Source organism: Pseudomonas proteolytica, assembly GCF_007858275.1.
GTDB lineage: Bacteria > Pseudomonadota > Gammaproteobacteria > Pseudomonadales > Pseudomonadaceae > Aquipseudomonas > Aquipseudomonas proteolytica.
Map to the genome: position 1 here is coordinate 22,599 of NZ_VFEV01000008.1, position 24,863 is coordinate 47,461.

Genomic DNA, 24,863 nt, shown 5'->3' on the forward strand with positions numbered 1-24,863 from the left:
TGGCGCCCTTTGGGCGCCTTTTTTTATCTAAAATTCGAGCAGTTGTTCGAGTTCATGCATCGCATGTCGATGCAGCTCATGGCTACACCAATGTCCAGCCTCCTCAATGAGGGGAACTTCGCCGTCATCTGAACGGAATGAAACCAGAACAAAGAATAGAATAACCCAGCACTTCATAAGGTCAAATCACCTATTGGAGAGAGGGCTCGCATCTGTCAAACCCAAACCGCGACAAGATATAACGCCAGACTATCAAATATATTACCTAGAAATTACAAATCCGTAATTTAGCCCCCCAGACAACTCTTTTTGATTTACCATTCATTTCAATAACGTCGGCGCGCGTGCGCGGTTAATTGCTCAGTGATGTCGAGACAAAATCCCATGCGAATTCTGGTAATTGAGGATGAAGTAAAAACTGCGGAGTATGTGCGTCAAGGCCTTACTGAATGCGGTTATGTTGTAGATTGCGTCCATACCGGTTCAGATGGATTATTCCTGGCCAAGCAGCACGAATATGAGTTGATCATCCTTGATATCAATCTGCCGGAGATGGATGGGTGGCAGGTGCTTGAACTGTTGCGACGTAAAAACTGCCCTTCTCGTATCATGATGCTGACGGCTAGAAGTCGCCTAGCAGATAAGGTTCGGGGCCTGGAGAACGGTGCAGATGACTACCTAATCAAGCCATTTGAGTTCCCAGAACTGCTGGCCCGGGTCCGCGCCTTGATGCGCAGGTCTGACCACCCTGCATCCGTCGAGATAATTCGTGTAGCTGACCTCGAACTCGACCAGAGCCGTCACAGAGCCTTCAGGGATGGCCAGCGCATCGATTTGACTACAAAAGAGTTTGCACTGTTGCACTACCTGATGCGCAACACGGGGGTGGTACTGAGCCGTACGCAGATCATCTCACAGGTTTGGGACATGAACTTTGACTGCGATACAAACGTTGTAGAGGTGTCGATTCGAAGGCTCAGAGCCAAGATCGATGATCCTTTCGAGACGAAGCTTATCCACACGCTCCGAGGCGTGGGCTATGTTCTTGAGAAGCGGTAAGCGACCAACCGCCTAGCCTTGGAAACAGCTCGACTGATTATCCAGCGCCTACTACATTGACAGTTAAATTTTAATTCCAACAGCACTTATCTTCGCAATAAGCATGTCAAACCAACAAGCACCACCCATTGACCCGGAGTCAAGGAGACCAGACCACGAGAAATTTAGTGATACGCAATCCACTCAGAGTACTGATAGGACGGTCGTGGCGGAACGGGGCAACGAAAGCCAACAATCCAGCCATTAATCGCAAAAATCGCTCTGGGTTGCCGATTGGAAAACTACCAATCAGACAGTGGAATCTAGAGATCCACCACATAAAACGCAATTCCCACCAGTACGATCTAGCTCTCCGGGGCCAACAGGTTTTACCATCAAGATACTAATATCAATCGAGTGACTTAGCATTGCCTCGATAAGGTCAATGTATTGAACTCGAATCGCTTCATACATAGTCCGCACCATAACAACTTCACGCTGAAGCTTATGATTCTTTTCTTGAAGATTCCTGTATTTAGCATCGCCATCATGATTAATCTTTGAAACTAGACAAGACCGCAAGCAAGCGTCAATTTCAGATTGATATTTCCTGATTGTCTCTCTAGAAACTCCTGCGTATTTAGAAAATTCTTTTTGGCTATAAACATATCCTCCAATTTCTTTTTGGCGAACACTTATCAATTCCAAAATCTTAGAATTGAGATACCCCTTTAGACGCTCACCTCTGAGCTGCATAAGCCCCCCGATATATTAATTCTTTTTAAAAATCTCATTCAACAGAAAATCAGCCGACAGTTCAATATTTTTGAAATGTTGGTATTGCGGACTCAACTCCCCTCCAGCAGTTAAGATATGATTCTTTATTAAGTTAGCGTCTCGGCTCAATCTTTCAATTTCCAGACGCTGCGCATCATCTTGAACGTTCACTATTAAATCCTCGCAAGGCTTGCCATTTGTCCCCTTCGCCAAACATGACAGACTGTGCTGGCATGGTTTCAACGCAAGGTTGTGAGCGCACGCTCCATGTGGCATTGGATTAACCACACGAATGGCTGCTGAAAGATATTCCTCTGCGGCTTGACGATTTTCAATTCTAAGTTTATTGAAAGTTGTTTGAATAACCCCCACAGCTCTATCTTGCCTAACACTTTCAATCATATCCTGCAGAATCAATGATCTGCTTAAAGCTGGTGTATGATCATAAACCTGAGCCTGCGTGAGGTCTGAACGTCCTAGGATCAGGTTCACCTGAACATCAGATAAACCTCCCTGCTTATAGACAGTATTGAGCCAATGCCTAATATCATGCCAGTAAAACTCAGCCACTTCACCGGTACGAGGATCGAGGACATTAAATTTCTTAAATAATGACTCTTCAGTTCTTGATGTACCATCAAGCCACCCTTGAAACATACCAACCGAAACCTTCCTAAATTCCCTATCACTCTTAGCATTAGAAAATGTCAACAAATTCCGCGGGATAATGAATAATGAATTTTCCGGCTCTAGAATTGCCACACCATTCTTTTGGATCGTAGGCAGAATTTTTCGAGCAAAGTTTAATTCGAACTCAAAATCAGGCTGAAATGGAAAAGTTTTATTCTCAAGCTGACACAACAAAGCCTCATCAAGGATATCGTCAACAATCTCACGCATCCATGATGGATTGAAGGTAACTTCACAAAATGCCTCAAGACGCTGCAACGATATAGCATGAGGGTGGCGCCTCAACCTGCTTCGCCACTTATATACATTTGAAGTCAAAGGCAAATATTCATTCCAAGCTTTCTCATACATAAATATCTTAGAATTCATAGCTTTCTGACATTGAAGCAACTTGACAACTGTTCGTGTAGAGGCACCCAGAAATGCCGCGACCTCAGACACACGCCCGAGGCGTCCAACCAACTGAATTACATCTACAAATTGCCCTGTAGATTGATAATAAACCCCTCGCGGCGTATACAAATCGAATTCGCTCACCCATTTCGCGACAAACTTACGCGCATAATATTTCAAACTAATAGGCGTTTTTTTTACTTCCTTCCAATTCACCCCTGGATTCAATCTCATTTTCTTAACAATACGACGCCCTTCCGCAGTATGTTCAGTGATAAATTCTACCGCTGCGCGTACTGCTGGGTATAAATCTTGCGGAAATGGTCGGAAGTACAATCGCCCTCCCTTTTCGGGAAATATTTTTATAACCCATTTCCCCTCTTGCTGTATCAAGCAATCTACAGGAAGACATGCCAGCTCATTGATTCTACCGCCCACAGCTGCGTTAATCACTAGCGCACTAATATAAAATCTATCCCGAAAAGAAAGTTCTGGATGAGTGGCCAATCCGAATAAATCTCTAATCACCTCTGTAGGTAGGAACTTTCGCTCTCTTCCCTCTTCACTTCCATGCCGGCCATACTTACATCTGCCTTTTGGAGCATCATAGATTACCCTTAAACCAATTCGCTTCTGCATCCATTTAGCAAAGCCCTGAAGTGTTGTTAAAGTTGAAATCTTCCCGGTCACCCCGCGCTCTGCGTAGGTCCTTTCAACCGCTTTAAAATCCAATAGATTCAATCGTGAGATTTCTTTACTACCCATTTCCAAATCAAGCCTAACTAATGCCTCGATGGAGGCGAATGCACCATCAGCGGTTACACCCGCTTGGACTCGCTTTGCTGCTATATACACTTTAGCAACTAATCTAAGCTCGTCATTTCTAATACGGCAAAATCTCAAATTGTATTGCGACAGATTTCCAGGGCGTTCAACCCAGTCGAGAATATTCCATTCATCACAAAAAAAATCGACTGAAGGCTTTAACCCCTCAACAAGTGATGCTGCCAAATTTATCAAAGGCTCTGGGAGGCCATGACCACGCAACTTTGAGTGAATATCCATCTTCGTCATTCCCCACTATTGATCCTAGCCATAACATCGTTAACCGCTTGGTATACGCGCTCCAGCTCTTTCAGTATCTTACTCCTTTCCTTTCCACCCTCAGCTCTACCCCATCTTTCTAATTCAGACTCTAGGTAATCTAAAGATTTTTTATGGTCTGCGTTGCGCCAGGCAATGAAATACCTACAACCATTGTAACAATTAAAAAATGGATGATGCCCACAAGATCCGGACTTGCCACATTCCCCTACTATAGCTGGCTGATTTACGACCGGTATCAATATAGGCATCCCCGAACTCTTATGCCCAAGCTGACCGGCGAAAAATAAACCATTTAACTCTGAGAATATCCCACCTAATTTTCTGTTTGCTCGCTCCAACAACGGGCAAAACTCAGAAGCCAAACAGTCAATGTAAGCATCAGCTGCATGCACGGAGTCATGCTCAAGTACATATTGTATCTCGTCCCTAGACGCGCCTTGGGCGGCCATCTGTGTAGCTCCGCTATGTCGGATTCTATAGGGTGTCAAGATTAGAGGCCTATTCGTACGCGGACTGATCAGCTTTAATCTGCTACACCAGCCAGTTATCGCCCGTCCAAAATTTGATGATTCTCCCTCCCTTGAACTCACTAACAACCTCCCAGTCCTTTCCTGTAACGCCTTAACCTTAGGAGATGAGGAGTACTCGAGAATGGCATTAGCAAGTTGAGTAGTTATGGGCCAAAGCTCTGACGCCTGTCCTGTTTGATATTTTGCCTTAGGCATTCTAAGGAAATATTGGCCCCCTTCTGCCATCGAATCGGGTACCCACAATGCATCACGGAACATTTCATGCAACTGGATAGGTCTCTTTAATGTTTCGAACGAGATCCAAGTAAACAGCCTTGAGGTGAAATCCGCCGTGGATTCCCCCTCTGCAGAAATGATCATTGCTTTTCGAACCACTTCAATTTCGGAGCTTGTTAGCGCCCCGCGCGTCTCGTGCCATTCCAGTATCCTTAAAGTTGGGTGAGGCTTTTTAAGCCTTATAGCCTCTAACTCCAATGCATGAATCTCGTCCGCACCTGCCAACCCCTGAAAAGCAGCGTAAATGTAGAACCTTCGAAACTCGGTCGCCTCCGCATGGGATGATGTCATAACGCTCAACAATTTCCCGAGAGACATATCTGAAAAGTCCTTCCATGAAGGTTGCCAGTGCCTTTCCAAGCAAGAGATCCCCGCGTGCACTGAGCTCAGGATTCTAGGGCAAACCGACTCAAGCTTGTGCACTAGGTACTTTTTGACCACCTCAATAATTACTACTGGGAGCTGGTATCTGCTTAGATCAATAGAATATCTAGCCCTTCTCCACACCGCTTCAACATAATCTGTCGTCACATCAATGAAAAATGGACTACTCGGATCAGCATTACATCTTACATATAGCCGCCCGACTTCATCTTCAAATTCACCAGAATCATTGACTTCAATACCCATTGCTTACCCCTCAAAATTTAACCTCATCAACTCCCTTCTTGCCTTATCCCGAATCGCGCGCCGAGCATAACCTTTTAATGAGTCAGGACTACTCCATCCTCCCATGTAAACTACGTGATCTATTTCCGTAGAATTGTTCTCTAGCAAACTTGCAGCTTCGTAAAGCCTATTGAACACAGCGTGGCGTACGAGATGCCAATGAAAAGCTTTGACACACTCATTGCTAATCATGCAAGCGACTTTATTTGCCGCTGAACAGGATAGTGGATTACCCAGCGAGGCGTTACCGTGAGAGATCAACAGGAATTCGTGGTCTAGATAAGCTGTAAACCCTCCTTTTATTTTTCTTTTAACTCTATATGTATCTACATACTCCTCAATGGCTCTAATCATCCCCTCATCACCAGGACTAAAATAAAGCCGCCTACCAAAAGTTTTAACAAGTGGATTATTGGGAGCTCGCGGATCAGAATAATCTGCCCCTCTATCCTCTATGCGGATAATTTCCAAAAAAGGATATAAACCAGTCAGATCAATATCCACTAGGCGTAATGCTAACAACTCGCCTAGCCTTAATCCAAACCTTCTAACTAAGCGCCACATGATGTAGTTTCTTAGATTCAAGCCGCGAGTCACGTTCGCACTTGAAAGCTGCCCTACTAAAAACCCCTCTATTTTTTTCAATTCATCGTCCGTCAGGTCATGCGCGATTAGCTCTTTTCTGCCGCTCACCATTACACTAGACCAAACTTTCTTATGGCTTTCAATTAAACGAATATAGCTAACATTGACGTCAATACCGGTAGCAAACAAAGGTGTATAGTTCTCAACAAACCAAATTGAGAAAGTGCTGCAGCTTTGTAAGATCTTACAAACATATTTGTTTATCTGGGTCCCATCAACCGGCGGCGATATAATCTTCTCAAGCCAATTGGCAAATTTTCTTACACATCTAAAATCTAGTCCTTTCCCCTCAAGCAGCATGCGCTCGATATCGAGCCCAGTTATGTTTCCCCATGTGAATAAAAAGGCAACGTGGTAGAGCACTGTACGAATACTCGCCTTATAGCGACGATTACCCATTGAATACGCTACTTCGTACAGACTAGCGCTAAGACAAGGTACAAACGTTTCTACTGCCACCAACTGGTACCTAGCTACGTGTTGATGTGAAAACTTAAGAACCTTGTACTCTAACCCTACAGTCCTAACTGATTTAGTTCTTCTAGTTAGTCCAGGCATGAGACATCTCCTTCAGCATCAGTTGCAGAAGTTGTCTTCGAATGAATTTTATCAGCCTGCGACCAAAGCGACTTTAATAAGCCATCCCCAATCGAGTAGTTTGATCTTAACTTAAGACAGCTAGTTGACTTATAATCAACTAGCACGGACAGCAATTGATAACCGGTGAGAATTTCAAACAAAAAACGTATAAATATATTTTTGCCGCCCATATATCCGCACCTTGACATTAGTTTATGTCTTAAAGGTACAGATGCTGGGCCGCGGATAACTCCGTCGTCTGCCAACTATCTAACAACCTACGGTGCTACATTGGCACATTTTTAACGTAAACCAGTTGACTGGACTAATCAAGACCTTACGTCGCAGGTCTGACGGGACGCGGGGCTGCGGAGCTCTCATCCCCCCGCTATCTAGGCACTTTGAGGTCAGATAAATCATCGATAAAGCCGAAGCTGACCGTCATGACAAGATGCTTGAACTCGCTGAGTTGCTCGCAGAAGTGTTGCAAAAAGCCGTGCCGTCCCTGAGTGAGCAGCAGGTGGAGGAAGCCGGGATCTACATGGCGAAGAATCGCGATGTGTTTGCCAAGGCGTTCAAGAGCCAGCCGGATGCGCTGTCCGAGTTGCTGAACCCCGCGGCGGAATAAAGCCCGAATTGAACAGGCCCTGAATTGATGATTCAGGGCCTTTTTAATAAGTGCTAGGCGTACAGCAGGCGCTCGGCCAGTTCATCGGCGACCCGCGCGGGTGAGCGTTTTTCGGCTTGGGCGTGGGCGAAGATTTCGGTCAGGCGTGTACCGATGTTGGACAGGTGCGCGGTGATAGTCGCCAGGTCCGCGCCACCGTGCTTGAGGGCGACGTAGATCAGGCCGCCGGAGTTGATCACGTAATCCGGTGCGTAGAGGATGCCACGTGCCTCCAACTGGTCGGCCACTTGCAGGTGGGTCAGTTGCGCACTGGCCGAGCCGGCCACGGCGGCGCAGCGCAGTTGGGCGACGCTCTGGCGATTGAGCACCGCGCCCAGGCCGCAGGGCGCGAGGATGTCGCACGGGGTGCTGAGCAACGCATCGTTGGCAATCGGGTGGGCGCCCAGTTGCTCCATGGCCAATTGCACTTTGCCAGGGTCGATATCGCTCACCAGCAATTCGGCGCCGGCGGCGTGCAGTTGTTCGGCCAGGGCGTAGCCGACGTTGCCCAGGCCCTGGATTGCCACTCGCAAGCCTTCCAGGTTGTCGCTGCCCAGGCGGGCCATGGCGGCGGTGCGGATGCCGGCGAATACGCCCATGGCCGCATGGGGTGAAGGGTCGCCGGAAGCAGTGGTACTGGTGACGAAACGGGTGTGCTGGGCGATGCAGTCCATGTCGGCCACGGAGGTGCCACTGTCGATGGCAGTGATATAGCGGCCATCGAGTTGCTCGATGCATCGGCCAAAGGCTTCGAACAGCGCGGCACGGCTTTGCACATGGGCCGGGCGGACAATCACCGCGTTGCCACCGCCCACCGGCAGGCCCGCCAGCGCGGCCTTGTAGCTCATGCCTTGGGCCAGGCGCGCGGCATCGGCCACGGCGCTTTCGTCGTCGGGGTAGGCCAGGTAGCGACAACCGCCCAGGGCCGGCCCCAGGCGACTGCTATGGATGGCAATGACCGCCTTCAACCCGGTCACCGGGTCAACGCTCAGGTGCAGGGATTCAAGGCGGGTGCTGTGCATGAGAGCAAACATCGTCGAGCTCCCGAATGACTGCTTGTAGTCGCCAAGTATAGGCCGCCGGGAAAAGGTTGCAGGAGCGCGCAGGAATAAGCAGCCCGTAATTACAGGCTTTGCGACATAACCAGGTAGGCCAGGTCCTAAGGGACTGGACGAAAGTTCTCGGCAAGGCTAAAACGGGACATCCGACGGAGAATGCAATGAATCCCCGCCAAGCCTTTTTCGACTGCCTGCACCGCTCGCCTCCGGCGCTGTTTGAAGCCGCCTTATGGATCGCTGCCGAGCACGACCCTACCGTAGAGCCACGGGCGATCCTGGCTGACTTCACTGCGCTGCACCAGCAGGTCAGCCTGGGCATGCCGCTGCTGCCGGCCGATGAACTGGGCCAGCCGTTGCTGCGGATAATGAATGACCTGGGGTTCGCCCAGGACGACTTCACCCCCTTGCGCCCCGCCGCCGCGCTGTTGGACAAGGTGTTGCAGCGCCGACGCGGGCAACCCCTGGCCCTGGGTCTGATTGCCCTGGAGTTGGCGCGGCGCCTGGGGATTCCCATGGCCGGGGTCAACTTTCCGGGGCACTTCCTGCTACGGGTGAGCGGTGCCGATCATTTGCTCGATCCCTGTGGCGGGCGACGGCTGTACCCCAACGACTGCCGCGAATTGCTGCAACGCCAGTACGGCCCCAATCTCAAGCTGCAAGCCGAACACTTGCGCAGCGCCGAACCGCGGCTGATCCTGCAACGGCTGTCGCGCAACCTGCGGCAACTGCACGTGGCCAATGACAATCACCTCGCGGCGCTGATCGATGCCGAACGGGTGCTGGAACTGGGCGACGCCAATGCCGCCGACTATCTGGCGCGGGCCAGTCTGTACAAGCATCTGGATTGCCCAAATGCCGAGCGCTTCGACCTTGAGCATGCGCTGTTGCTCAGCGAGGATCCGGTGCAGCGACTCAGACTGACTGAACGCCTGGGCCACCTGCCACCTGGCGCGGTGGTGCATTGAAGGGGGGCGACCGTTAAACCGCGTCGCCCCCATCGCAGCCGCCCCGGGCTCGACAGTACCCACAGATAAGCATGGTGTTCTTCAGGTTTTGAGGATATCGCCACGCAATGAATCTTTTGGCGCCTTGGCCTCGGGCGAACGCACCTGAATGATCAGTAACGCGGCAATCACCGCCGGAATCGCACAGAAGAAGAAAATCTGCTGCACCGGTACATGCATCGCCAGCAGCATGCTGCCAAACAGTGGCCCCAGGATCGAACCAAAGCGCCCGACACCCAACGCCCATCCCGTGCCCGTGGCACGCACGTGGGCCGGGTAGAAGTTGCTGGCAAACGCATTGAGGGTCAACTGGCCGCCAATGATGCAAAAGCCCGCCGCAAATACAAATGCCACCAGGTAACGCGGGTTATCGTGATTAAGCCCCAGCAGAATCGTGCACACCGCCGCTGCCGCCAGCACACCCGAGAGCAAGCGCACTTTGCTTTTCAGGCGGTCGGCAAACCAGGCCATGCCAATCGCGCCCAAGGTGCCGGCGAACAGGAACATCGAGGTCACCAGGTTGGCTTTATTCAAGGCCATGCCACTTTCCAGCAACAGTGACGGCAACCAGCTGATCATGAAATACAGCAGGATCAGGCTGACGAAAAAGGTCGACCAGATCAGCAACGTTGGCCGTGCATAACCATTGCGAAACAACTCCACCACCGTCAGTTTGCTGCCCTGTTCCTGGCGATTCTGTTGTTCGCTGGCCGCCGGTGCCTGCCAGCCGGGCAGCATGCGCGCCGTGACTTTTTGCAGGCGCGCATAGGGCGGCGCATCGCGCAACAAACGCGGTAAGGACTCAGGCAGCAGCCATGCCAGAAACGGGAACAACAGCAATGGCGTCACGCCGCCGGCGAGGAACACCGCCTGCCAGCCGAAGCTGTCGATAAAGCCCGCCGCAACAAAACCACCCGCCGCCCCGCCGAACGAGAAGCCACAGGCCGCCAACGTCACCATCAAGGTGCGCATACGCGGTGGCGAGTATTCCGACATCAACGCCATGGCGCTGGGCATCGCGCCGCCCATGCCAATGCCGCAGATAAAACGCGCGACCATCAGCGTTTCGAGGGAATTGGCGAACACCATCAACACCGTGAGGCTGGCGTAGATCAGTACGCAAGCGAGCAAAATTCGGCGCACGCCGAAGCGATCAGCCAAGGGCGTCACGGCCAGCGAGCCGAGGGTCAGCCCCAGCAGGTTGGCACTGAACACAGGGCCGAAGGCGGCTTTTTCCAGGCCCCAGTCCTGGGCCAGGGCCGGGACCACGTAACCCAGCACCTGGGCATCGTAGCCATCGGTCACCAGCAACAACGCCAACAACAGAAGAATCAACCACTGATAGCGCGACACCGGACGGGCGTCGAGTGCCGCGCGAAAGCTGGCAATCTGATTGTGCATCGCAAGGTACCTGTTTTATTTTTATGGGGTATCACTTGTGGGAGCTGGCTTGCCTGCGATGGCAGTGTGTCAGTCAACACCGTCATCGCAGGCAAGCCAGCGCCTACATTGATCTAGGGGGTGTCAGGTTGGTTGGAGGGATGGGCCTGGATAAATGCAGGATGTTTGGCAGCCAAGGCTGCGACGCGCAGGATCCGTGGATAGCTGTCCAGCGCCACTTTGAAGCGCTCCGCCGCGTACAACTGAGGGATCAGAAAGGTATCCGCCAAGCCAGGCTGCTCGCCAAAGCAGTAACCCTGGTCGCCGATCAATTGCTCGACGGCGCCCAGGCCCTGGCTGATCCAGTGCCCGATCCATGCCAGCAACTGCGCTTCGTCATGCCCCCACTGGCGCAGGAGGTTCTGGGTGCTGGAGTTGTGCAGCGGGTGAATGTCACAGCCGATGATCGCGGCCACCGCGCGCTCATGGGCGCGGGTCGCCAGGTCCTCGGCCAGTAGCGCGGGCTGTGGATAACGTTCATCCAGGTACTCGATGATCGCCGGCGACTGGATCAGCAACTCGCCTTCATCGGTGCGCAAGGCCGGGACACGGCCCTGCGGGTTGATCGCCAGGTATTCGGGCTGGCGATTGGCGCCGCCCTTGGGTACCAGCAGGTTGACTGGCAGCGCGGTGAACGCCAGGCCCTTGAGGGCCAGGGCAATGCGCACCCGATAGGACGCCGTGGAACGGTAGTAGGTATAGAGTTCCATGCCCCTGCCCTCTTAGCGCGCCGCGACTACGGTGCCACGGCATTCGCCAAAGCCGATGGAGGCAAATCCATCACGCTGGCAGCGGGCACGCAGGATGATTTCGTCGCCGTCTTCAAGGAACTTGCGCACCTCGCCCGAGGCCAGTTCAATCGGCTTTTTCCCGCCTTCGGTGATTTCCAGCAAGCTGCCGAACTGGCCGGCCGCCGGGCCCGACAAAGTGCCCGAACCAAACAGGTCGCCCGCCTGCAATTGGCAGCCGTTGACACTGTGGTGCGCAACCATTTGCGCCACGGTCCAGTACATGTGCTGGGTGTTACTCAGGGTCAGGCGATGGGCCGGCAGGTTCTGCTCGCGCATCGCGGCGGTGGTGAGCAGTACTTCCAGTTCGATATCAAAGCCACCAGCGGCCTGGTCGCGGCTGTCCAGCAGGTACGGCAGCGGTTGTGGATCACCGGCCGGCCGCGCGGGCTGGGCCTTGCGGAACGGTTCCAGGGCTTCGGCCGTGACCACCCACGGCGAGATGCTGGTGATAAAGCTTTTGGACAGGAACGGCCCCAGCGGCTGGTATTCCCAGGCCTGGATATCCCGCGCCGACCAGTCGTTGAGCAGGCAGAAACCGGCGATATGCTCGGCGGCGTCGCCAATGGCAATCGAATCGCCCATGGCATTGCCCTGGCCGATCCAGATGCCCAGTTCCAGTTCATAGTCCAGGCGTGCGCACGGGCCGAAGGTCGGTTCGCTCTGACCGGCCGGCAGGGTCTGGCCCTTGGGCCGACGCACCTCGGTGCCGGAGGTGCGGATGGTCGACGCACGACCGTGATACCCGATCGGCACGTACTTGTAGTTGGGCAGCAAGGGGTTGTCGGGGCGAAACAGTTTGCCGACGTTCTGCGCGTGCTCGATGCCGACGTAGAAGTCGGTGTAGTCGTTGATTTTCGCCGGCAGGTGCATCTGGCAATCGCTGGCCAGGGGCAACACCTGGGCGCCCAGGGCTTGCAACTGGGCTTGCTGGTCGCTGCCCTCGGCCAGCAATTCCAGCAGGCGTTCGCGCAGGGCAACCCGCGGGCCGCGGCCCAGTTCGAAGAAGGCGTTCAATTGGCCGCCTGCCATGGCGTCGATGGCGCGGCGCGCTTCACCGTCAAACAGCTCACGGGCGGCCTGCAGATCAAAAATATGCTCGCCAATCGCCACGCCACTGCGCGGCGCCGAACCGTTGAGGCTGAAGATGCCCAGGGGCAGGTTCTGCAGGGGGAAATCCGTGTGACCGTTGGCCGAGGCCACCCAACTACGGGTGAGAGTGGACTGAGTCATGGTTTATCTCCGATTCGGGTTGAAGGTTGCCGGCAACGTGGCCCAGCAAGCGTCGTAAGTGTTTTGCAGTTGCGGGCAGTCCAGGGCGAACCGGGTCGGGCGCAGCACCTGGCTGGTCTCGAACATGAAGGCCATGGTGTTATCGATCTTGTGCGGCGCCAGGTCCACGGCGATGGCCTTGGTGCAGGTCTCGCCATCCGGGCCGTGGGCGCTCATGCAGCTGTGCAGCGACGCGCCGCCCGGCAGGAAGCCTTCGGCCTTGGCATCGTAGGCGCCCTGGATCAGGCCCATGTATTCGTTCATCAGGTTGCGGTGGAACCACGGTGGCCGGAAGGTGTTCTCGGCCACCATCCAGCGCGGCGGGAAAATCACGAAGTCGAGGTTGGCCAGGCCATGGACGCTGGTGGGCGAGGTCAACACGGTAAAGATCGACGGGTCCGGGTGATCGAAACTCACCGTGCCGATGGTGTTGAAGCGGCGCAGGTCGTATTTGTACGGCACGTTGTTGCCGTGCCAGGCCACCACGTTCAGCGGTGAGTGGTCCAGGGTGCAGCCCCACAGCTCGCCGAGGAACTTCTGCACCAGGGGCGTGGGTTGGGAAAGGTCTTCGTAGTGGGCGACCGGGGTCAGGAAGTCCCGCGGGTTGGCCAGGCCATTGCTGCCGATCGGCCCCAGGTCCGGCAGGCGCAGCGGTGCGCCGTGGTTTTCGGCAACGTAGCCGCGCGCCTGGGCATCCAGCAGTTCGATGCGAAATTTCAGGCCCCGAGGCAGCACGACGATTTCCAGCGGCTCGACCTCCAACACGCCCAACTCGGTGGCGATGCGCAGGCGGCCTTGCTCGGGAACGATCAACAGTTCGCCATCGGCGTTAAAGAACACGCGCTCCATGGAGCGGTTGGCGCGGTAATGATAGATGCTGATGCCTGAGGGCTTTTCGGCACCGGAGTTGGCAACCATGGCCACCAGCCCATCGATAAAGTCGGTGGGTTCTGCGGGAACATCCAACGGGTTCCAACGCAGGCGGTTAGGCGTGACCTCACCCAGCGGGCCACCGGCCAGTTGCCGTTCCAGTTTGACGAATGCCGGGTGATTGGCCGACGGCTGGATGCGATACATCCAGGTGCGCCGGGCTTCGCTGCGCACCATAGTGAAGGCGGTGCCGGAGAACAGCTCGGTGTACAGCCCGTAGGGCGCTTTTTGCGGGGAGTTCTGGCCGACCGGCAGTGCACCTGGCAAGGCTTCGCTGGCGAATTCATTGCCAAAGCCCGATTGATAATCGAGGGTCATGGATCGTCCTCAGTAAGGAAGTTGTTTTTATCGTAATCCAGTTACGCATAACGTAATTTGCTCCGTATCGACCGTCAAGCTATAAAGACCGCCATTCGTCTTTGGGACACACGTTCTCCATGGAAAAGCCGCCCGCCCCCCGCGACACCGGTAAACAGAAAGTCCGCTCGGCCGAAGTCGGCACCGACATCCTCAAGGCCCTGGCCGAACTGTCGCCGGCCACCTCCCTGTCGCGCCTGGCCGAACATGTGCAGATGCCCGCCAGCAAGGTCCACCGCTACTTGCAGGCCCTGATTGCCTCGGGCTTTGCCGAGCAGAACACCGCCACCAACCATTACGGCCTGGGTCGCGAGGCCCTGCGCGTGGGGCTGGCGGCGCTGGGCAGCATGGATGTACTGAAAGTCGCCACCCTGCCCCTGGCGCAGTTGCGCGATGAGTTGAATGAAACCTGCTTTCTCGCGGTGTGGGGCAACCACGGCGCGACCGTGGTGCATATCGAACCGGCCGTACGCGCGGTCACGGTGGTGACGCAACTGGGGTCGGTGCTGCCGCTGCTCAGTTCCTCAACCGGGCTGGTGTTCAGTGCCTTTTTGCCGGAGCGGGAAACCGTGGACCTGCGTGCGCAGGAGATCCAGGCCGGCATCGCCCATGCACTGGCGGACGACCAGGCGTATAGGCAGGCCTGTGAGCAGATTCGCCAGCGTGGCCTGCACTTTGTGCATGGCTTGCTGATGCCGGGGGTCGATGCGCTGTCGGCGCCGGTGTTCAACGCGATGGGGCAGGTGGTGGCGGTGATGACCGTGGTGGGGCCGACCTCGTTGTTCCATGCCGATGAAGATGGGCCGGCGGCCAGGCAATTGCTTGCGGCGAGCCAGGCGGTGAGTTGGCGGATGGGGTATCAGCCCTGACTGCACGCACGCAGGTAAATGTGGGAGACCCCACTACCTCTTCGACTTAGCGCTGTCGCGCATCAAACTGGATTCCCTGTGGCGAGCGGGCTTGCCCCGCGCTGGGCTGCGCAGCAGCCCCAAAACCAGTCTCTGCGCAGTATCTGGTACACCGCATTCGTCCTTTATTAGGGGCGCTACGCGCCCCAGCGCGGGCGATGCGGCGTTCCGACAAGCCCGCTCGCCACAAAAAACAGTCACTTAAGTAAAAAATTTAATCCTTTAAAATCAACAATTTATTTTATGTTTGATATGAGCTGGCTTGCCTGCTCCTGCATGCTGAGCTGCGTTGCTTGAAAATCAGGCCATCAGGCCCAGGGTCTTGGCCTTGGCCACCGCCTGGGTGCGGCGCTCCACCCCCAGCTTGCTGTGGATCCGCCGGGCATGGGTCTTTACGGTGTGCAGCGAGATAAACAACAGATCGGCAATTTCCAGGTTGGAGTTGCCCAGCGCAATCAGTTGCAGCACCTCCAATTCGCGCTGGCTCAGGGGGTTTTCTCCGGGTGCCGCCACCGCCTCTTGAGGTTCAAGCCCCAACTCACAGAGCAACCCCGGCTGGCGCAGGCGCAGTTCACGCACCGCCTGCTGCACCTGGCAGCGCGCCGCCAGGGCCAGCCCGGTTTGCAGCGAGCGCACCGCGTTCGCTCGCTCGCCCAGTTGCCAGGCCACCTCGCCCAACACCAAGTGCAGTTCCACCTCCAGGCATTGCATGCCGCGCTCGCGGGCAGTGTCGAGCAAGGCTGTGAGCCGCTGGATGGGCTGCTCGGCCTGGCGCAGTTTGACTTGGGCCAGCACCAACAGGTATTCCAGCCGGGGGATCAGTTCCAGGGTCGCCGGCGGTGCCTGTTTCGCCTGGGGCCCGTGATAGTGGCGCAGCACCCGGCTGACCGCTTCCTGGGTCAACTCGGCCCGCCCCTGCTGTAACCAGAAATGCCCGCTGAGCAAGAGCAACACCGCCCGGTACACCGTGTCGGGCACGTGCCGGCGTTGCATCAGGCGTTCGGCGTCACGTAGCTGGATAAACGCCTGGGCGTAATCACCACGATTGGCCGCCAGCATCGCCATCCCAAGGAAACCATAGAGCACACGCTTGTCCTGGCTGTGCAAGCACATGCCCAGGCCGGCTTCGAGGCACTCGGTGGCCAACGCATCATGCCCCTGGCGCAAGGCCAGGTGGCCACGGCGCAAGGCTATCCGGCCCATCAATGGCCCCGCCTTGAGGCGCTGCTGCACCAGCATCGCCTGCACACCTTCCAACAGGCTCTGGGCCCGGTACGGTGCGCCTCGCTGTTCCAGCAGCTGCGCATGGTCAAGTTCCAGCACCGCCTCCAACAGCAACGAACCGTTGGCCCGCGCCAGGCACAACGCCTCACGGTTGAGGGCTTGGGCCACGTCCAGTTCGCCGCGCAGCAACGCTTGCTGGGTCAGGCCCGACAAGCACATTAACCGCGACGTCCAGGCGCTGTCCGGCAAGTCATTCAACGCCTCCAGAAAATGCCCGCGCGCAGGTACCGCGTCCCCCCCAAGATGCAACAACCACCCCCACTGCGCCTGCCAGCGCGCCAGCAGATGCCGTTGCAGGGCGGCCGTAGGTTGCGGGGTGAAGCGCGCCAGTTGGTCGATACATTGCGCGGCCTGGTCGAAACGCCCGGCAAACAGCAAGGCGGCGGTGACCAGCCCCACCAGTTGCGCTGAGCCGAGCATCAACTCGTCGCCATGTTGCTCATGCAGGCGCAACAACAGCACGGCGTTTTGCTGGCGGAACAAGTCTTCAAAACTGAAGTGCTCCAACAGGCTGACCGCCACTTCGTATTCCTCAGCCAACAGCGCCTGCTCAAACGCCGCCTGCCAGTCCTGGGCCGCGGTGAACCATTGGCAGGCGCGCCGATGCCAGGAGCGCCGGGCAGGCCAGGGTTCGTCGCGCAGCAACTGGGCCAGGGGCGGGAAGACCTGCAGCCAGTCTGGCGAGTCGTCCCAGGGCTCGATGAACGCACCCAGGGCCTGAAGGTCGCGCAGGTAGCCGGCGCCATCGCCAAACCCGAACAAGTGCTCGCACAGTCCCGGGTTGAAACGCGGCAGATGTGCCAGGACGCGCCAGGCTTCCTCCAATTCTTCGGGCAACGTGCTGAACAGCTCGTGTTGCAGGTAATCGAGCAAGGTTTGCGAACGCCCATGCCAGGCGCCGCTGTCGGGATGGTTGTCGCCTTCGAGCAGGGCGATACGCACGCCCGCGCACCAGCCCGCAGAAAATTGCAGGACTTTGTCGGCAGACTGCCCGGCAGCGGCGTGGTGATCGAGCAGTTGCTGGACCTCGCGCTGATCGAACGCCAACTCGGTGCCGCCCCATTCCCACAGCTCATCATCGAGCAGCAGCCGCGGCCAATTGCACGCCGGCCGACGTCGCGCGCCCAGCCACCAGGTCAAGGCCGGGCTACTCGAGGCCAGCAGCCGATCGAGCAAAGCATCCAATGCGGGCGCCGCCACCCGGCAATAGTCATCGAGAAACAGCCAGGCCGGCGTTTGCCAGCGGCTCAGGTCCAGCAACAAGCTGGCCTCATCGACAAACGCCAGGCCCAGGCTTTGTGCCAGGCGCTGGCACAGAGCATGAGGGTCCAATGCCGTACCGTTGAGCGCCAACCAATACACCTGGCAGCTCGCCGGTGCCTGCTGGGCGCATTCAGCCAACAAGGCGCTCTTGCCGCTGCCGGCCGGCGCGCACAGCAACCTTACCCGCGCCTGCGTCCCTAGCAACGGCTCGGCCAGGCGGGGGCGCAGCAAATGGTGGGAAGACAAACGTGGCATGAATCCAGGACGATCCAGGCGACGGGTCATGGCGGTCATTACAGCGTCCCTTTTTTATTTTTATGCGGCGTGCGGCCTACCGTAGTCCCCTCGATGGGCGTTGTTGAAGAAGTATTCAGCGGGCTGATTGCCGGGCATAAAAAAGCCGGGCTTCAAAACAAGCCCGGCACGATCAAAGGTAAGCCAGCTCCCACAATGATTGGGTCTACAACCTTGGATCAGCGTACGCCCGAGGCGCGCAGGGCCGAAGGGGTGTAGTCCGCCGCCTTGGCATTGAAGCCGAACACGAAACTGCTCTTCTCCTCGTTCTTCATGCCCAGGGCGATGTAGCGCCCGGCGATGATGTCGTACAGGGTCTCGACAGTGTAGGCCGGGGTCTGGTGGTTGTAGTAGAACTGCGCGTGACCTTCGGCAACGCGCCACAGTTGGCCACGACCGTCGTAGTGATCCACCAGCGCCACCTGCCAGCTGTCTTCATCGATGTACATATGGCGCTTGGCGTAGATGTGCCGCTCGCTCGGCTTGACGGTGCCGACCACCTCCCAGACCCGGTGCAGTTCGTAGCGGGTCAGGTCCTGGTTGATATGCCCGGCCTTGATGATGTCGTCGTACTTGAGCGAAGGCGAGTCGAGCTTGTAGGCGTTGTAGGGAATGTACATTTCCTTCTTGCCCACCAGCTTCCAGTCGTAGCGATCTGGCGCACCGGAGAACATGTCGAAGTTATCCGAGGTGCGCAGGCCGTCGGACGCGGTGCCCGGCCCGTCGTAGGCCACTTGCGGTGCGCGGCGTACGCGGCGTTGGCCGGCGTTGTAGATCCACGCCAGGCGCGGTTCCTTCACCTGGTCGAGGGTTTCGTGTACCAGCAACACGTTGCCCGCCAGGCGCGCCGGGGCGGTGACCGACTGTTTGAAGAACGTCAGCACGTTGGCGCCCTTGGCCGGGTCCATGTCGGGGATCAACTGCGGCACCGCCACTTCTTCTTCAAAGCGGATCGGCGTGTAGCTGCCGTTGGTCTGCGGTGTGGCCTGGGTGATGATGCGCCGCAGGTTGCCACCGTGGTAACGGGTGATGTGGTTCCACAACACCTCGACGCCAGTCTTCGGGATCGGGAAGGCGTAGTAACGGTTGCCGGTGAAGTTCTCCAGGCCGTTGCCGTCGTTGATCGACTTGACGTTGAGTGCGCTGCGCTTGATCGACTCGTAGATATCGTCGGGCAGGTTGACCGTGCGGTGGGTGGTGTAGACCGGGATTTTGTAAGTCTCGGGGTAACGTTTGAACATCGCCACCTGGCCATCCGACAGCTTGTCCTTGTACTTGTCGACCGTGGCGGCGGTGATCACAAACAGCGGTTTTTCATTGGCGAACGGGTCGGCCAAAAAGCCCTTGCTGTCGACTGCACCGGCGTTTTTCGGGATGCCACCGGTCCAGGCCGGGATCGAGCCATCGGCATTACCGGCCATTTGCGCGCCGACCGGAGTCAAGGTGGTCCCAAGCTTGGCGGCTTCTTCCGCTGACACGGCAGCCATCACGTTGGCGGCCAACAGGCTGAGGGCCAGTACGCCGCACTGCAAAATCATCTTACGCATGGTTATTGTCCTTGTTCTTTTTTAGCCGAATCAGAAGTTCACGCCAAAGCTGAGGGCGAGGAAGTCACGGTCGGTCAGGGTGTTGTAGTCACCGCCAAAAAAGTCGGTGTAGCTCAGGCTCGCGGTGTAGGTGTTGCGGTAGTCCGCATCGACCCCGACGCTGAGCGCCTTGGCCCCCTCGTTGAACAGGCCGTTGGGGCCATAGCCCTTGACGTCATGGGACCAGGACAGGTTGGGCTTGAGGTTGATCCCGGCGATCACGTTGTTGTAATCAAGAATGGCCCTGGCGCGATAACCCCAGGACGTCGCCGTGACGAAGCCGTCGGTATCACCACCAAAGCCGTACTGGCCGTAGACCGAATCGCGGCCGTAGCGCAGCTTGGTTTTGTTCTCCAGCCCGCCCACTCGCACGATGGCCGCCTCGCCCACTACAGTCAGGCGTTCGGCGCCCAGCACCTGGTCGAAAAACTGGGTCATGGTGGTTTGGAACTGGGTGATTTCCTTGCGCCGGTAGCCGGTGTTGTCGGCACCGAATGAGCTGCGAATGGGTGACACGGTGTTACCGGCAATCGGGTTGACCAGGGCCAGGGTCAGGTCTGTGGTGTTGAGTTGCACGGGCGCGTTGGGACGGTAGCTGATTTCCCCGGTCCAGGCCGTGCCGGTGGGCAAGGTGGTGGAAAAGCTGGCGCCGTACAGGCGGATGTCTTCCGGGTAATCCAGGTAGTACTGGCCGCGTCCGAGCATCACGCTCTGCGCCAGGCCGGCGCCACTGCCGGGGGCAATGCCGTTGGCGGTATTGATGATATTGCCGATGGTCGCAAGGTTAGTGTTGGCCGTAAGCGTGCCCACGGTCGGCGTGCGGCTGTGGTAATTCATGAAGTACAGGCCGTACTCGGTGTCATCGCCGAGCCAGCGCAACGCCATGCCGAACTGCCCGGAATCCCGTGCATCACGGTCGGCGGCGCGGCGCACAATCACCCCTTCATCGGTCACGCCAAACCCCTGGCCGAATGCGGCGGCCACCGGTTGCAGCGGGCGGATCGCCGGGCTGCCGACGGTGTAGTTGTTGGTGCAGCCATCGGCCGCCACGTCGCCACCAAAGAAGGTGCCGCAGTTATCCAGCACCGTCTGGTCCCATTCCAGTTGGTAGAAGCCTTCCACGGTCAGTTGGTTGGTCAGGCCCTGGGAGGCGAACAGCATGTTCACCGGAATCAGGCCTTCCTTGATCTCGGCGCCGGGCCGGCGGAAGGCCGAGACGTCGATAGGGTTGATGCTGTTGATGGAGTTGCCGATGAAGGTACTTTCGCCCCAGCTGACCACCTGTTTACCGGCGCGCACGGTGCCCGGCAAATCCCACAGGGAGTAGTTGTGATAGACGAAGGCATCGAGGATCTGCGCCCCGCTGGATTTGGAGCCTTCCTTGCGGTTGTGGTCGCTGATGGGCTTGAACTCGCGGTCTTCGTCCTTGAGTTCGAAGTCGTACCAGTATTTGCCCCGCACAAACACACCGGTATCGCCGTACTTGAGCTCCAGGTCGTGCAGGCCCTTGAAGATTTTCGAGAAGGTCTCGCCTTTCTTGAAGTTCAAGCGCCCGTCATCCCCAGTGGAGGCCTGGCCACTGCCGCCATTGACCGTGCCCACCAGCTTGCGGTCGGCATCGCGCATGCCCCAGCTGGCACCTACCGACAGCGACGAATCGAATTGCCCCTCGATCTCGCCGATGTTGAATGAAACAGCCTGCGCCTGAACGCAGCAACCCAAAGCAACCGCAGCGGCCAGCGCCTGTGGCCTGAAGATGGCGCGCATTGTTGTTTTTGTCATGCGTCTTCCCCGGTGGTGTGACAGAAGGCCCCACCCTACTGCCCGCCATCAGGAGCGATAAGCGCACCAAGGAGGTATTCGTTTTGTCGCTCGAAAGGATTAGCGCAGGCTCTAGCGCGGGTATTGGCGAGGCTATCGACGTAGTGGATGAAGGGTTATCAAGAGAATGGATAACCCCCCGCCCCTGTAGGAGCGAGCTTGCTCGCGAAGAACGTGAGTACGCCGCGTTAAACCAGACAAAACGCGTCATCGTTCACGTTTTTCGCGAGCAAGCTCGCTCCTACAGGGGGTAGTCACTGTTGTTGTTTTGGTAATAGTCCTTGTCCTGAATCAGTATTTTTCATTCCGCTACAAGGGACTATTCTTACCGGGCTTTCAGAACAAACCATCCGTTTCCTGGAAGCCAGTCTTCAACAGATTGAAGCGAATTTTCAGTCTGTTACCCGTGTTCACTGACGTTGATTTGTAGCTCCTTGATCCAACGTCTTACTTCGGCCGCTGCGTATGCAGCGGCCTTTTTTATGCCTGAAACAAAGCGGGGCGCCATCAGCGCCCCGCAGGATTGAATATTTTTAGGTAACGATCAGAGGCTGTATTTCTGCAGGTTGTCCATCATCTCTTTCAGGGCTTCGATGTTGTCCTTGGGATGGGCCGCCCCTTCAAAGTCGCAGATCTGCTGCCAGTGCGCCGCCACATCCTCTGGCGAGAAGCCGGCCTCGGGATCAAAGCCCACGCCCAGGCTGCGCTCCCAACGGGTCTTGCCGATCCAGCCGCCCCCCACTTCGAACAGCCCGGAAGTTTCCTGGCACGCCTCGCTGCCCAGGTACACCACCAGCGGGCTGACCAGCTCGGGCTTGAGGCGCTCGAACACCTGTGGCGGGATCAGGCCTTCGGTCATGCGCGTACCGCCCGTGGGCGCGATGGCATTGACCAGGATGTTGTTCTTGCGCCCTTCCAACGCCAGGGTGCGGGTCAGGCCATACAGGCCGAGCTTGGCCATGCCGTAGTTGGACTGGCCGAAATTGCCGTAGATGCCCGACGTCGACGCCGTGAAAATCACCCGGCCATAACCTTGCTCGCGCATATGCGGCCAGGCAGCGCGGGTGACTTTGTAGGCACCTTCGACGTGTACGCGGTAAACCAGGTCCCAGTCGCCGTCCTCCATTTTATGAAAGGTCTTGTCGCGCAGGATCCCAGCGTTGTTCACCACCACGTCGATGCGGCCAAATACATCGAGGGCGTGTTGCACGATCTTTTCGCCGTCGGTCACCGAATCATGGTTGGCCTCGGCAATGCCCCCGGCCTCGCGGATCTCGGCCACTACGCGGTCGGCGGCCGAGGCGTTGGCGCCTTCGCCCTGAGTCGAGCCGCCAAGGTCGTTGACCAGCACCTTGGCCCCGTGCCTGGCGAACAGCAGCGCATGGGCACGACCCAAGCCACCACCGGCCCCGGTGACGATCACGACTTTATCTTGGAACTGCACAGACTCACTCATAGGGAACTCCAGCGAAGACAGTGGACGATGGGTTGAGTGTCAGGCACGGAGCTTGTGGTCACAATAAATACGGGCGGGGGTGAATGGTGCGCAATAAGGTACGGGGATGATCGGCTCGTGTAGAAGCTGGCTTGTGTGGGAGCTGGCTTGCCTGCGATTGCATCACCTCGGTGCAACTGACTTACCGAGGTACCCGCATCGCAGGCAAGCCTGCTCCTGCATAAGCCAGTTCCCACAGGCGATCCTGGTTGCTTTCAATGCCCTCGCGAAACGCCAGGTAATGCTTGAGCACCTGGACCGGCGCCTCCACCTGCGGGTAGTGGCCGATATTGGCCAGCAATACCGTGTCGGCATCCGCTATCAGCTCGCGGTAGCGCGCGACCATATGCCCGCCGGAAATCGGGTCTACCTCGCCATCGATCACCCGCAACGGTACTTCGCCGCGTTGCATGGCCGCCACCCAGCGCTCGCGTTGTTGACGGCGCTGGGGGATGTAGGCGATGAGTTTGTGCAGGATCCGTGGGCCGTCGTTGTTTTCGATCAGGCTCCAGAAGTCATCCAGAGCGCTTTCGCTGGGGCGGGTGCCGGGGCCGAAGATCTGCTTGAAACTGTCAGCCAGGGCGTTGCGCCCGAATGCACGGCCGATCATCCAACCCAAGGGGCTGAGCAATAGTTTTTGCACCAGCGCCGCGCGGTGGGTCTCGGGGAAGAGCCCGCCATTGAGAAAGACACAACTGGCCAGCTGGAAGCTGCCCTCGTAGTGCCGGGCGAGCAGTTCCTGGGCCACGCTGTCGCCGTAGTCATGGGCCATGATATGCACCGGCTGCTGCACGCGCAGATGGGCCAGCAGAGCCTGTTGCAGATCAGCCTGCTCCAGCAGGCAATAGGTGTGGTCCAGGGGCTTGGCCGAGTCGCCAAACCCGAGCATGTCGCAGGCAATCACCAGGTTGCGCTGGGCCAGGGGCTGCCAGAGGTAATGCCAGTCCCAACTGGCGCTGGGGAAGCCGTGGATCAGCAACAATGGCTCGCCCTGGCCGGCCACCCAGTAACGGATGGTCTGCCCGCGAAAAACAAAACTCTGCCCGCGTTTGCGCCAGGCACGCAGCGGAATCTCGGCCAGTGGCATTAGAGTCGGTATCCAGGGTCTTGTGTATCGAGTTTGCGCAACAGCGCCGGCCAGGCCAATGCACCACCCATGCCTTGGGCGCTCTTGGTCACGCCAGCGATCATCGCCTTGGCCCCCGCCAGAATCTGCGGCTCGATGGCGATCAATTCGGCCCCGCCGTTTTGCGCCAGTACCTGGATATCGCAGGCGCGCTGGAAGGTGAACATCATCAGGAAGGTATCGGCGATGGTCGCCCCGCAGGTCAGCAGGCCATGGTTGTGCAGCATCAGAAAATTGTTCGGCCCCAGGTCGGCTTGCAGGCGGGCCTTTTCCTCGTGGTTCAGCGCGACGCCTTCGTAGGCGTGATAGGCCAGGCTCGACAGCACGAACAGCGACTGCTGGCTGATGGGCAGCACGCCCTGCTTCTGCGCCGACACCGCCACGCCGGCTGCGGTATGGGTGTGCAGCACGCAGACCACATCGTGACGAACTTCGTGTACCGCGCTGTGAATGGTGTAGCCCGCCGGGTTGATCTCGTAGGGGCTGTCCATCAGCTTGTTGCCGGCCTGGTCGACCTTGACCAGACTGGAGGCGGTGATCTCGTGGAACATCAGCCCGAAGGGGTTGATCAGGAAGTCTTCAGTGCCGGGTACCTTGGCCGAGATGTGGGTGAAAATCAGATCATCCCAACCATGCATGGCCACCAGGCGATAGCACGCGGCCAAGTCTATGCGGGCCTGCCATTCGGCAGCGCTGACCTGGTCTTTAACACTCTGTGTCGATTGAACGGGGGCTAGGCTCACGGCAATGACCTCGACGCTGTGGTGTTTTTATTATTTTTAGACTGAAGGGCCAGTCTAGTCAGACCTCGGGCACGCCGTAGTTGCGTTGGCAGCCAGCTTGATGACCGAGCGAGTCAACCGTGA

General features: G+C 57.1%; 19 protein-coding genes. 4 read left to right on the top strand and 15 right to left on the bottom strand.

Features of this window, described 5'->3' with window-relative positions; all coding sequences use genetic code 11:
- Nucleotides 1–384: 384 nt before the first annotated feature.
- A complete protein-coding gene (locus tag FIV38_RS07625; RefSeq protein ID WP_034137066.1) occupies nt 385–1,059 on the top strand; it encodes a heavy metal response regulator transcription factor in 675 nt (224 codons plus the stop codon).
- A 288-nt stretch (nt 1,060–1,347) separates the two neighbouring features.
- Here FIV38_RS07625 and FIV38_RS07630 read toward each other — a convergent pair whose 3' ends face one another.
- The 4 genes from FIV38_RS07630 to FIV38_RS07645 are packed head-to-tail and all read right to left on the bottom strand — an operon-like array spanning nt 1,348 to nt 6,683.
- Nucleotides 1,348–1,794 carry a hypothetical protein gene (locus FIV38_RS07630; protein ID WP_125923840.1) on the bottom strand — a complete coding sequence of 149 codons (447 nt, stop codon included), beginning with the start codon at nt 1,792–1,794 and terminating at the stop codon, nt 1,348–1,350.
- 15 nt (nt 1,795–1,809) lie between these two features.
- Entirely contained in the window at nt 1,810–3,963 is a 2,154-nt protein-coding gene (locus tag FIV38_RS07635; protein WP_139273551.1) for a hypothetical protein, read from the bottom strand.
- Nucleotides 3,964–3,968: 5 nt separating this feature from the next.
- Entirely contained in the window at nt 3,969–5,441 is a 1,473-nt protein-coding gene (locus FIV38_RS07640) for a site-specific integrase (RefSeq protein WP_080761392.1), read from the bottom strand.
- Between the two features lie 3 nt (nt 5,442–5,444).
- Nucleotides 5,445–6,683 (bottom strand): site-specific integrase, encoded by a 1,239-nt coding sequence (locus FIV38_RS07645; RefSeq protein WP_069553525.1) that lies wholly within the window; start codon nt 6,681–6,683, stop codon nt 5,445–5,447.
- A 439-nt stretch (nt 6,684–7,122) separates the two neighbouring features.
- Here FIV38_RS07645 and FIV38_RS07650 point away from each other — a divergent pair, with 439 nt between their 5' ends.
- The gene (locus FIV38_RS07650) at nt 7,123–7,332 is read left to right on the top strand and encodes a YebG family protein (RefSeq protein ID WP_046071033.1); all 210 of its coding nucleotides are present in this window, start codon (nt 7,123–7,125) and stop codon (nt 7,330–7,332) included.
- Between the two features lie 53 nt (nt 7,333–7,385).
- Here FIV38_RS07650 and FIV38_RS07655 read toward each other — a convergent pair whose 3' ends face one another.
- Entirely contained in the window at nt 7,386–8,405 is a 1,020-nt protein-coding gene (locus FIV38_RS07655; protein WP_092233634.1) for a Leu/Phe/Val dehydrogenase, read from the bottom strand.
- Nucleotides 8,406–8,590: 185 nt separating this feature from the next.
- Between FIV38_RS07655 and FIV38_RS07660 the strand changes: the two genes are divergently transcribed.
- Complete coding sequence (locus FIV38_RS07660) at nt 8,591–9,394, top strand: SirB1 family protein (RefSeq protein ID WP_092233631.1); 804 nt, start codon at nt 8,591–8,593, stop codon at nt 9,392–9,394.
- A gap of 81 nt (nt 9,395–9,475) precedes the next feature.
- On the opposite strand, the gene FIV38_RS07665 is transcribed toward FIV38_RS07660, so the two are convergent.
- The 4 genes from FIV38_RS07665 to hmgA form a co-directional block, all read right to left on the bottom strand.
- Nucleotides 9,476–10,834, bottom strand: a complete 1,359-nt coding sequence (locus FIV38_RS07665) for an MFS transporter (RefSeq protein WP_092233628.1) — start codon at nt 10,832–10,834, stop codon at nt 9,476–9,478.
- Between the two features lie 113 nt (nt 10,835–10,947).
- The gene (maiA, locus tag FIV38_RS07670) at nt 10,948–11,583 is read right to left on the bottom strand and encodes a maleylacetoacetate isomerase (protein ID WP_070996829.1); all 636 of its coding nucleotides are present in this window, start codon (nt 11,581–11,583) and stop codon (nt 10,948–10,950) included.
- Between the two features lie 12 nt (nt 11,584–11,595).
- Nucleotides 11,596–12,894: a fumarylacetoacetase gene (gene fahA, locus FIV38_RS07675; RefSeq protein ID WP_092233625.1), complete on the bottom strand. Its 1,299-nt coding sequence runs from the start codon at nt 12,892–12,894 to the stop codon at nt 11,596–11,598.
- A gap of 3 nt (nt 12,895–12,897) precedes the next feature.
- Nucleotides 12,898–14,181: a homogentisate 1,2-dioxygenase gene (gene hmgA, locus FIV38_RS07680; protein WP_092233622.1), complete on the bottom strand. Its 1,284-nt coding sequence runs from the start codon at nt 14,179–14,181 to the stop codon at nt 12,898–12,900.
- Between the two features lie 119 nt (nt 14,182–14,300).
- Here hmgA and FIV38_RS07685 point away from each other — a divergent pair, with 119 nt between their 5' ends.
- Nucleotides 14,301–15,089: an IclR family transcriptional regulator gene (locus FIV38_RS07685; protein ID WP_092233619.1), complete on the top strand. Its 789-nt coding sequence runs from the start codon at nt 14,301–14,303 to the stop codon at nt 15,087–15,089.
- A gap of 339 nt (nt 15,090–15,428) precedes the next feature.
- On the opposite strand, the gene FIV38_RS07690 is transcribed toward FIV38_RS07685, so the two are convergent.
- The 6 genes from FIV38_RS07690 to FIV38_RS07715 form a co-directional block, all read right to left on the bottom strand.
- Complete coding sequence (locus FIV38_RS07690; RefSeq protein WP_092233616.1) at nt 15,429–17,969, bottom strand: LuxR C-terminal-related transcriptional regulator; 2,541 nt, start codon at nt 17,967–17,969, stop codon at nt 15,429–15,431.
- Nucleotides 17,970–18,148: 179 nt separating this feature from the next.
- Nucleotides 18,149–19,516, bottom strand: a complete 1,368-nt coding sequence (locus FIV38_RS07695) for a DUF1329 domain-containing protein (RefSeq protein ID WP_029295549.1) — start codon at nt 19,514–19,516, stop codon at nt 18,149–18,151.
- Between the two features lie 30 nt (nt 19,517–19,546).
- A complete protein-coding gene (locus FIV38_RS07700; protein ID WP_092233613.1) occupies nt 19,547–21,337 on the bottom strand; it encodes a DUF1302 domain-containing protein in 1,791 nt (596 codons plus the stop codon).
- Between the two features lie 583 nt (nt 21,338–21,920).
- Complete coding sequence (locus FIV38_RS07705) at nt 21,921–22,832, bottom strand: SDR family oxidoreductase (RefSeq protein WP_029295554.1); 912 nt, start codon at nt 22,830–22,832, stop codon at nt 21,921–21,923.
- A gap of 181 nt (nt 22,833–23,013) precedes the next feature.
- On the bottom strand, nt 23,014–23,958 hold the full coding sequence (locus FIV38_RS07710; protein WP_050492893.1) for an alpha/beta fold hydrolase: 945 nt from the start codon (nt 23,956–23,958) through the stop codon (nt 23,014–23,016).
- A complete protein-coding gene (locus tag FIV38_RS07715) occupies nt 23,958–24,740 on the bottom strand; it encodes a class II aldolase/adducin family protein (RefSeq protein WP_029295558.1) in 783 nt (260 codons plus the stop codon). Before FIV38_RS07715 ends, FIV38_RS07710 begins: the two co-directional genes overlap by 1 nt.
- Between the last annotated feature and the right edge of the window lie 123 nt (nt 24,741–24,863).

What these genes read in the sequence shown, in the direction of transcription:
- FIV38_RS07630 (WP_125923840.1), bottom strand. Translation starts at nt 1,794, where the DNA reads ATGCAGCTCAGAGGTGAGCGTCTAAAGGGGTATCTCAATTCTAAGATT.
- FIV38_RS07625 (WP_034137066.1), top strand. Translation starts at nt 385, where the DNA reads ATGCGAATTCTGGTAATTGAGGATGAAGTAAAAACTGCGGAGTATGTG.
- FIV38_RS07665 (WP_092233628.1), bottom strand. Translation starts at nt 10,834, where the DNA reads ATGCACAATCAGATTGCCAGCTTTCGCGCGGCACTCGACGCCCGTCCG.
- FIV38_RS07645 (WP_069553525.1), bottom strand. Translation starts at nt 6,683, where the DNA reads ATGCCTGGACTAACTAGAAGAACTAAATCAGTTAGGACTGTAGGGTTA.
- FIV38_RS07685 (WP_092233619.1), top strand. Translation starts at nt 14,301, where the DNA reads ATGGAAAAGCCGCCCGCCCCCCGCGACACCGGTAAACAGAAAGTCCGC.
- maiA (WP_070996829.1), bottom strand. Translation starts at nt 11,583, where the DNA reads ATGGAACTCTATACCTACTACCGTTCCACGGCGTCCTATCGGGTGCGC.
- fahA (WP_092233625.1), bottom strand. Translation starts at nt 12,894, where the DNA reads ATGACTCAGTCCACTCTCACCCGTAGTTGGGTGGCCTCGGCCAACGGT.
- FIV38_RS07640 (WP_080761392.1), bottom strand. Translation starts at nt 5,441, where the DNA reads ATGGGTATTGAAGTCAATGATTCTGGTGAATTTGAAGATGAAGTCGGG.
- FIV38_RS07690 (WP_092233616.1), bottom strand. Translation starts at nt 17,969, where the DNA reads ATGACCGCCATGACCCGTCGCCTGGATCGTCCTGGATTCATGCCACGT.
- FIV38_RS07710 (WP_050492893.1), bottom strand. Translation starts at nt 23,958, where the DNA reads ATGCCACTGGCCGAGATTCCGCTGCGTGCCTGGCGCAAACGCGGGCAG.
- FIV38_RS07655 (WP_092233634.1), bottom strand. Translation starts at nt 8,405, where the DNA reads ATGTTTGCTCTCATGCACAGCACCCGCCTTGAATCCCTGCACCTGAGC.
- FIV38_RS07635 (WP_139273551.1), bottom strand. Translation starts at nt 3,963, where the DNA reads ATGGATATTCACTCAAAGTTGCGTGGTCATGGCCTCCCAGAGCCTTTG.
- FIV38_RS07705 (WP_029295554.1), bottom strand. Translation starts at nt 22,832, where the DNA reads ATGAGTGAGTCTGTGCAGTTCCAAGATAAAGTCGTGATCGTCACCGGG.
- hmgA (WP_092233622.1), bottom strand. Translation starts at nt 14,181, where the DNA reads ATGACCCTCGATTATCAATCGGGCTTTGGCAATGAATTCGCCAGCGAA.
- FIV38_RS07695 (WP_029295549.1), bottom strand. Translation starts at nt 19,516, where the DNA reads ATGCGTAAGATGATTTTGCAGTGCGGCGTACTGGCCCTCAGCCTGTTG.
- FIV38_RS07700 (WP_092233613.1), bottom strand. Translation starts at nt 21,337, where the DNA reads ATGACAAAAACAACAATGCGCGCCATCTTCAGGCCACAGGCGCTGGCC.
- FIV38_RS07660 (WP_092233631.1), top strand. Translation starts at nt 8,591, where the DNA reads ATGAATCCCCGCCAAGCCTTTTTCGACTGCCTGCACCGCTCGCCTCCG.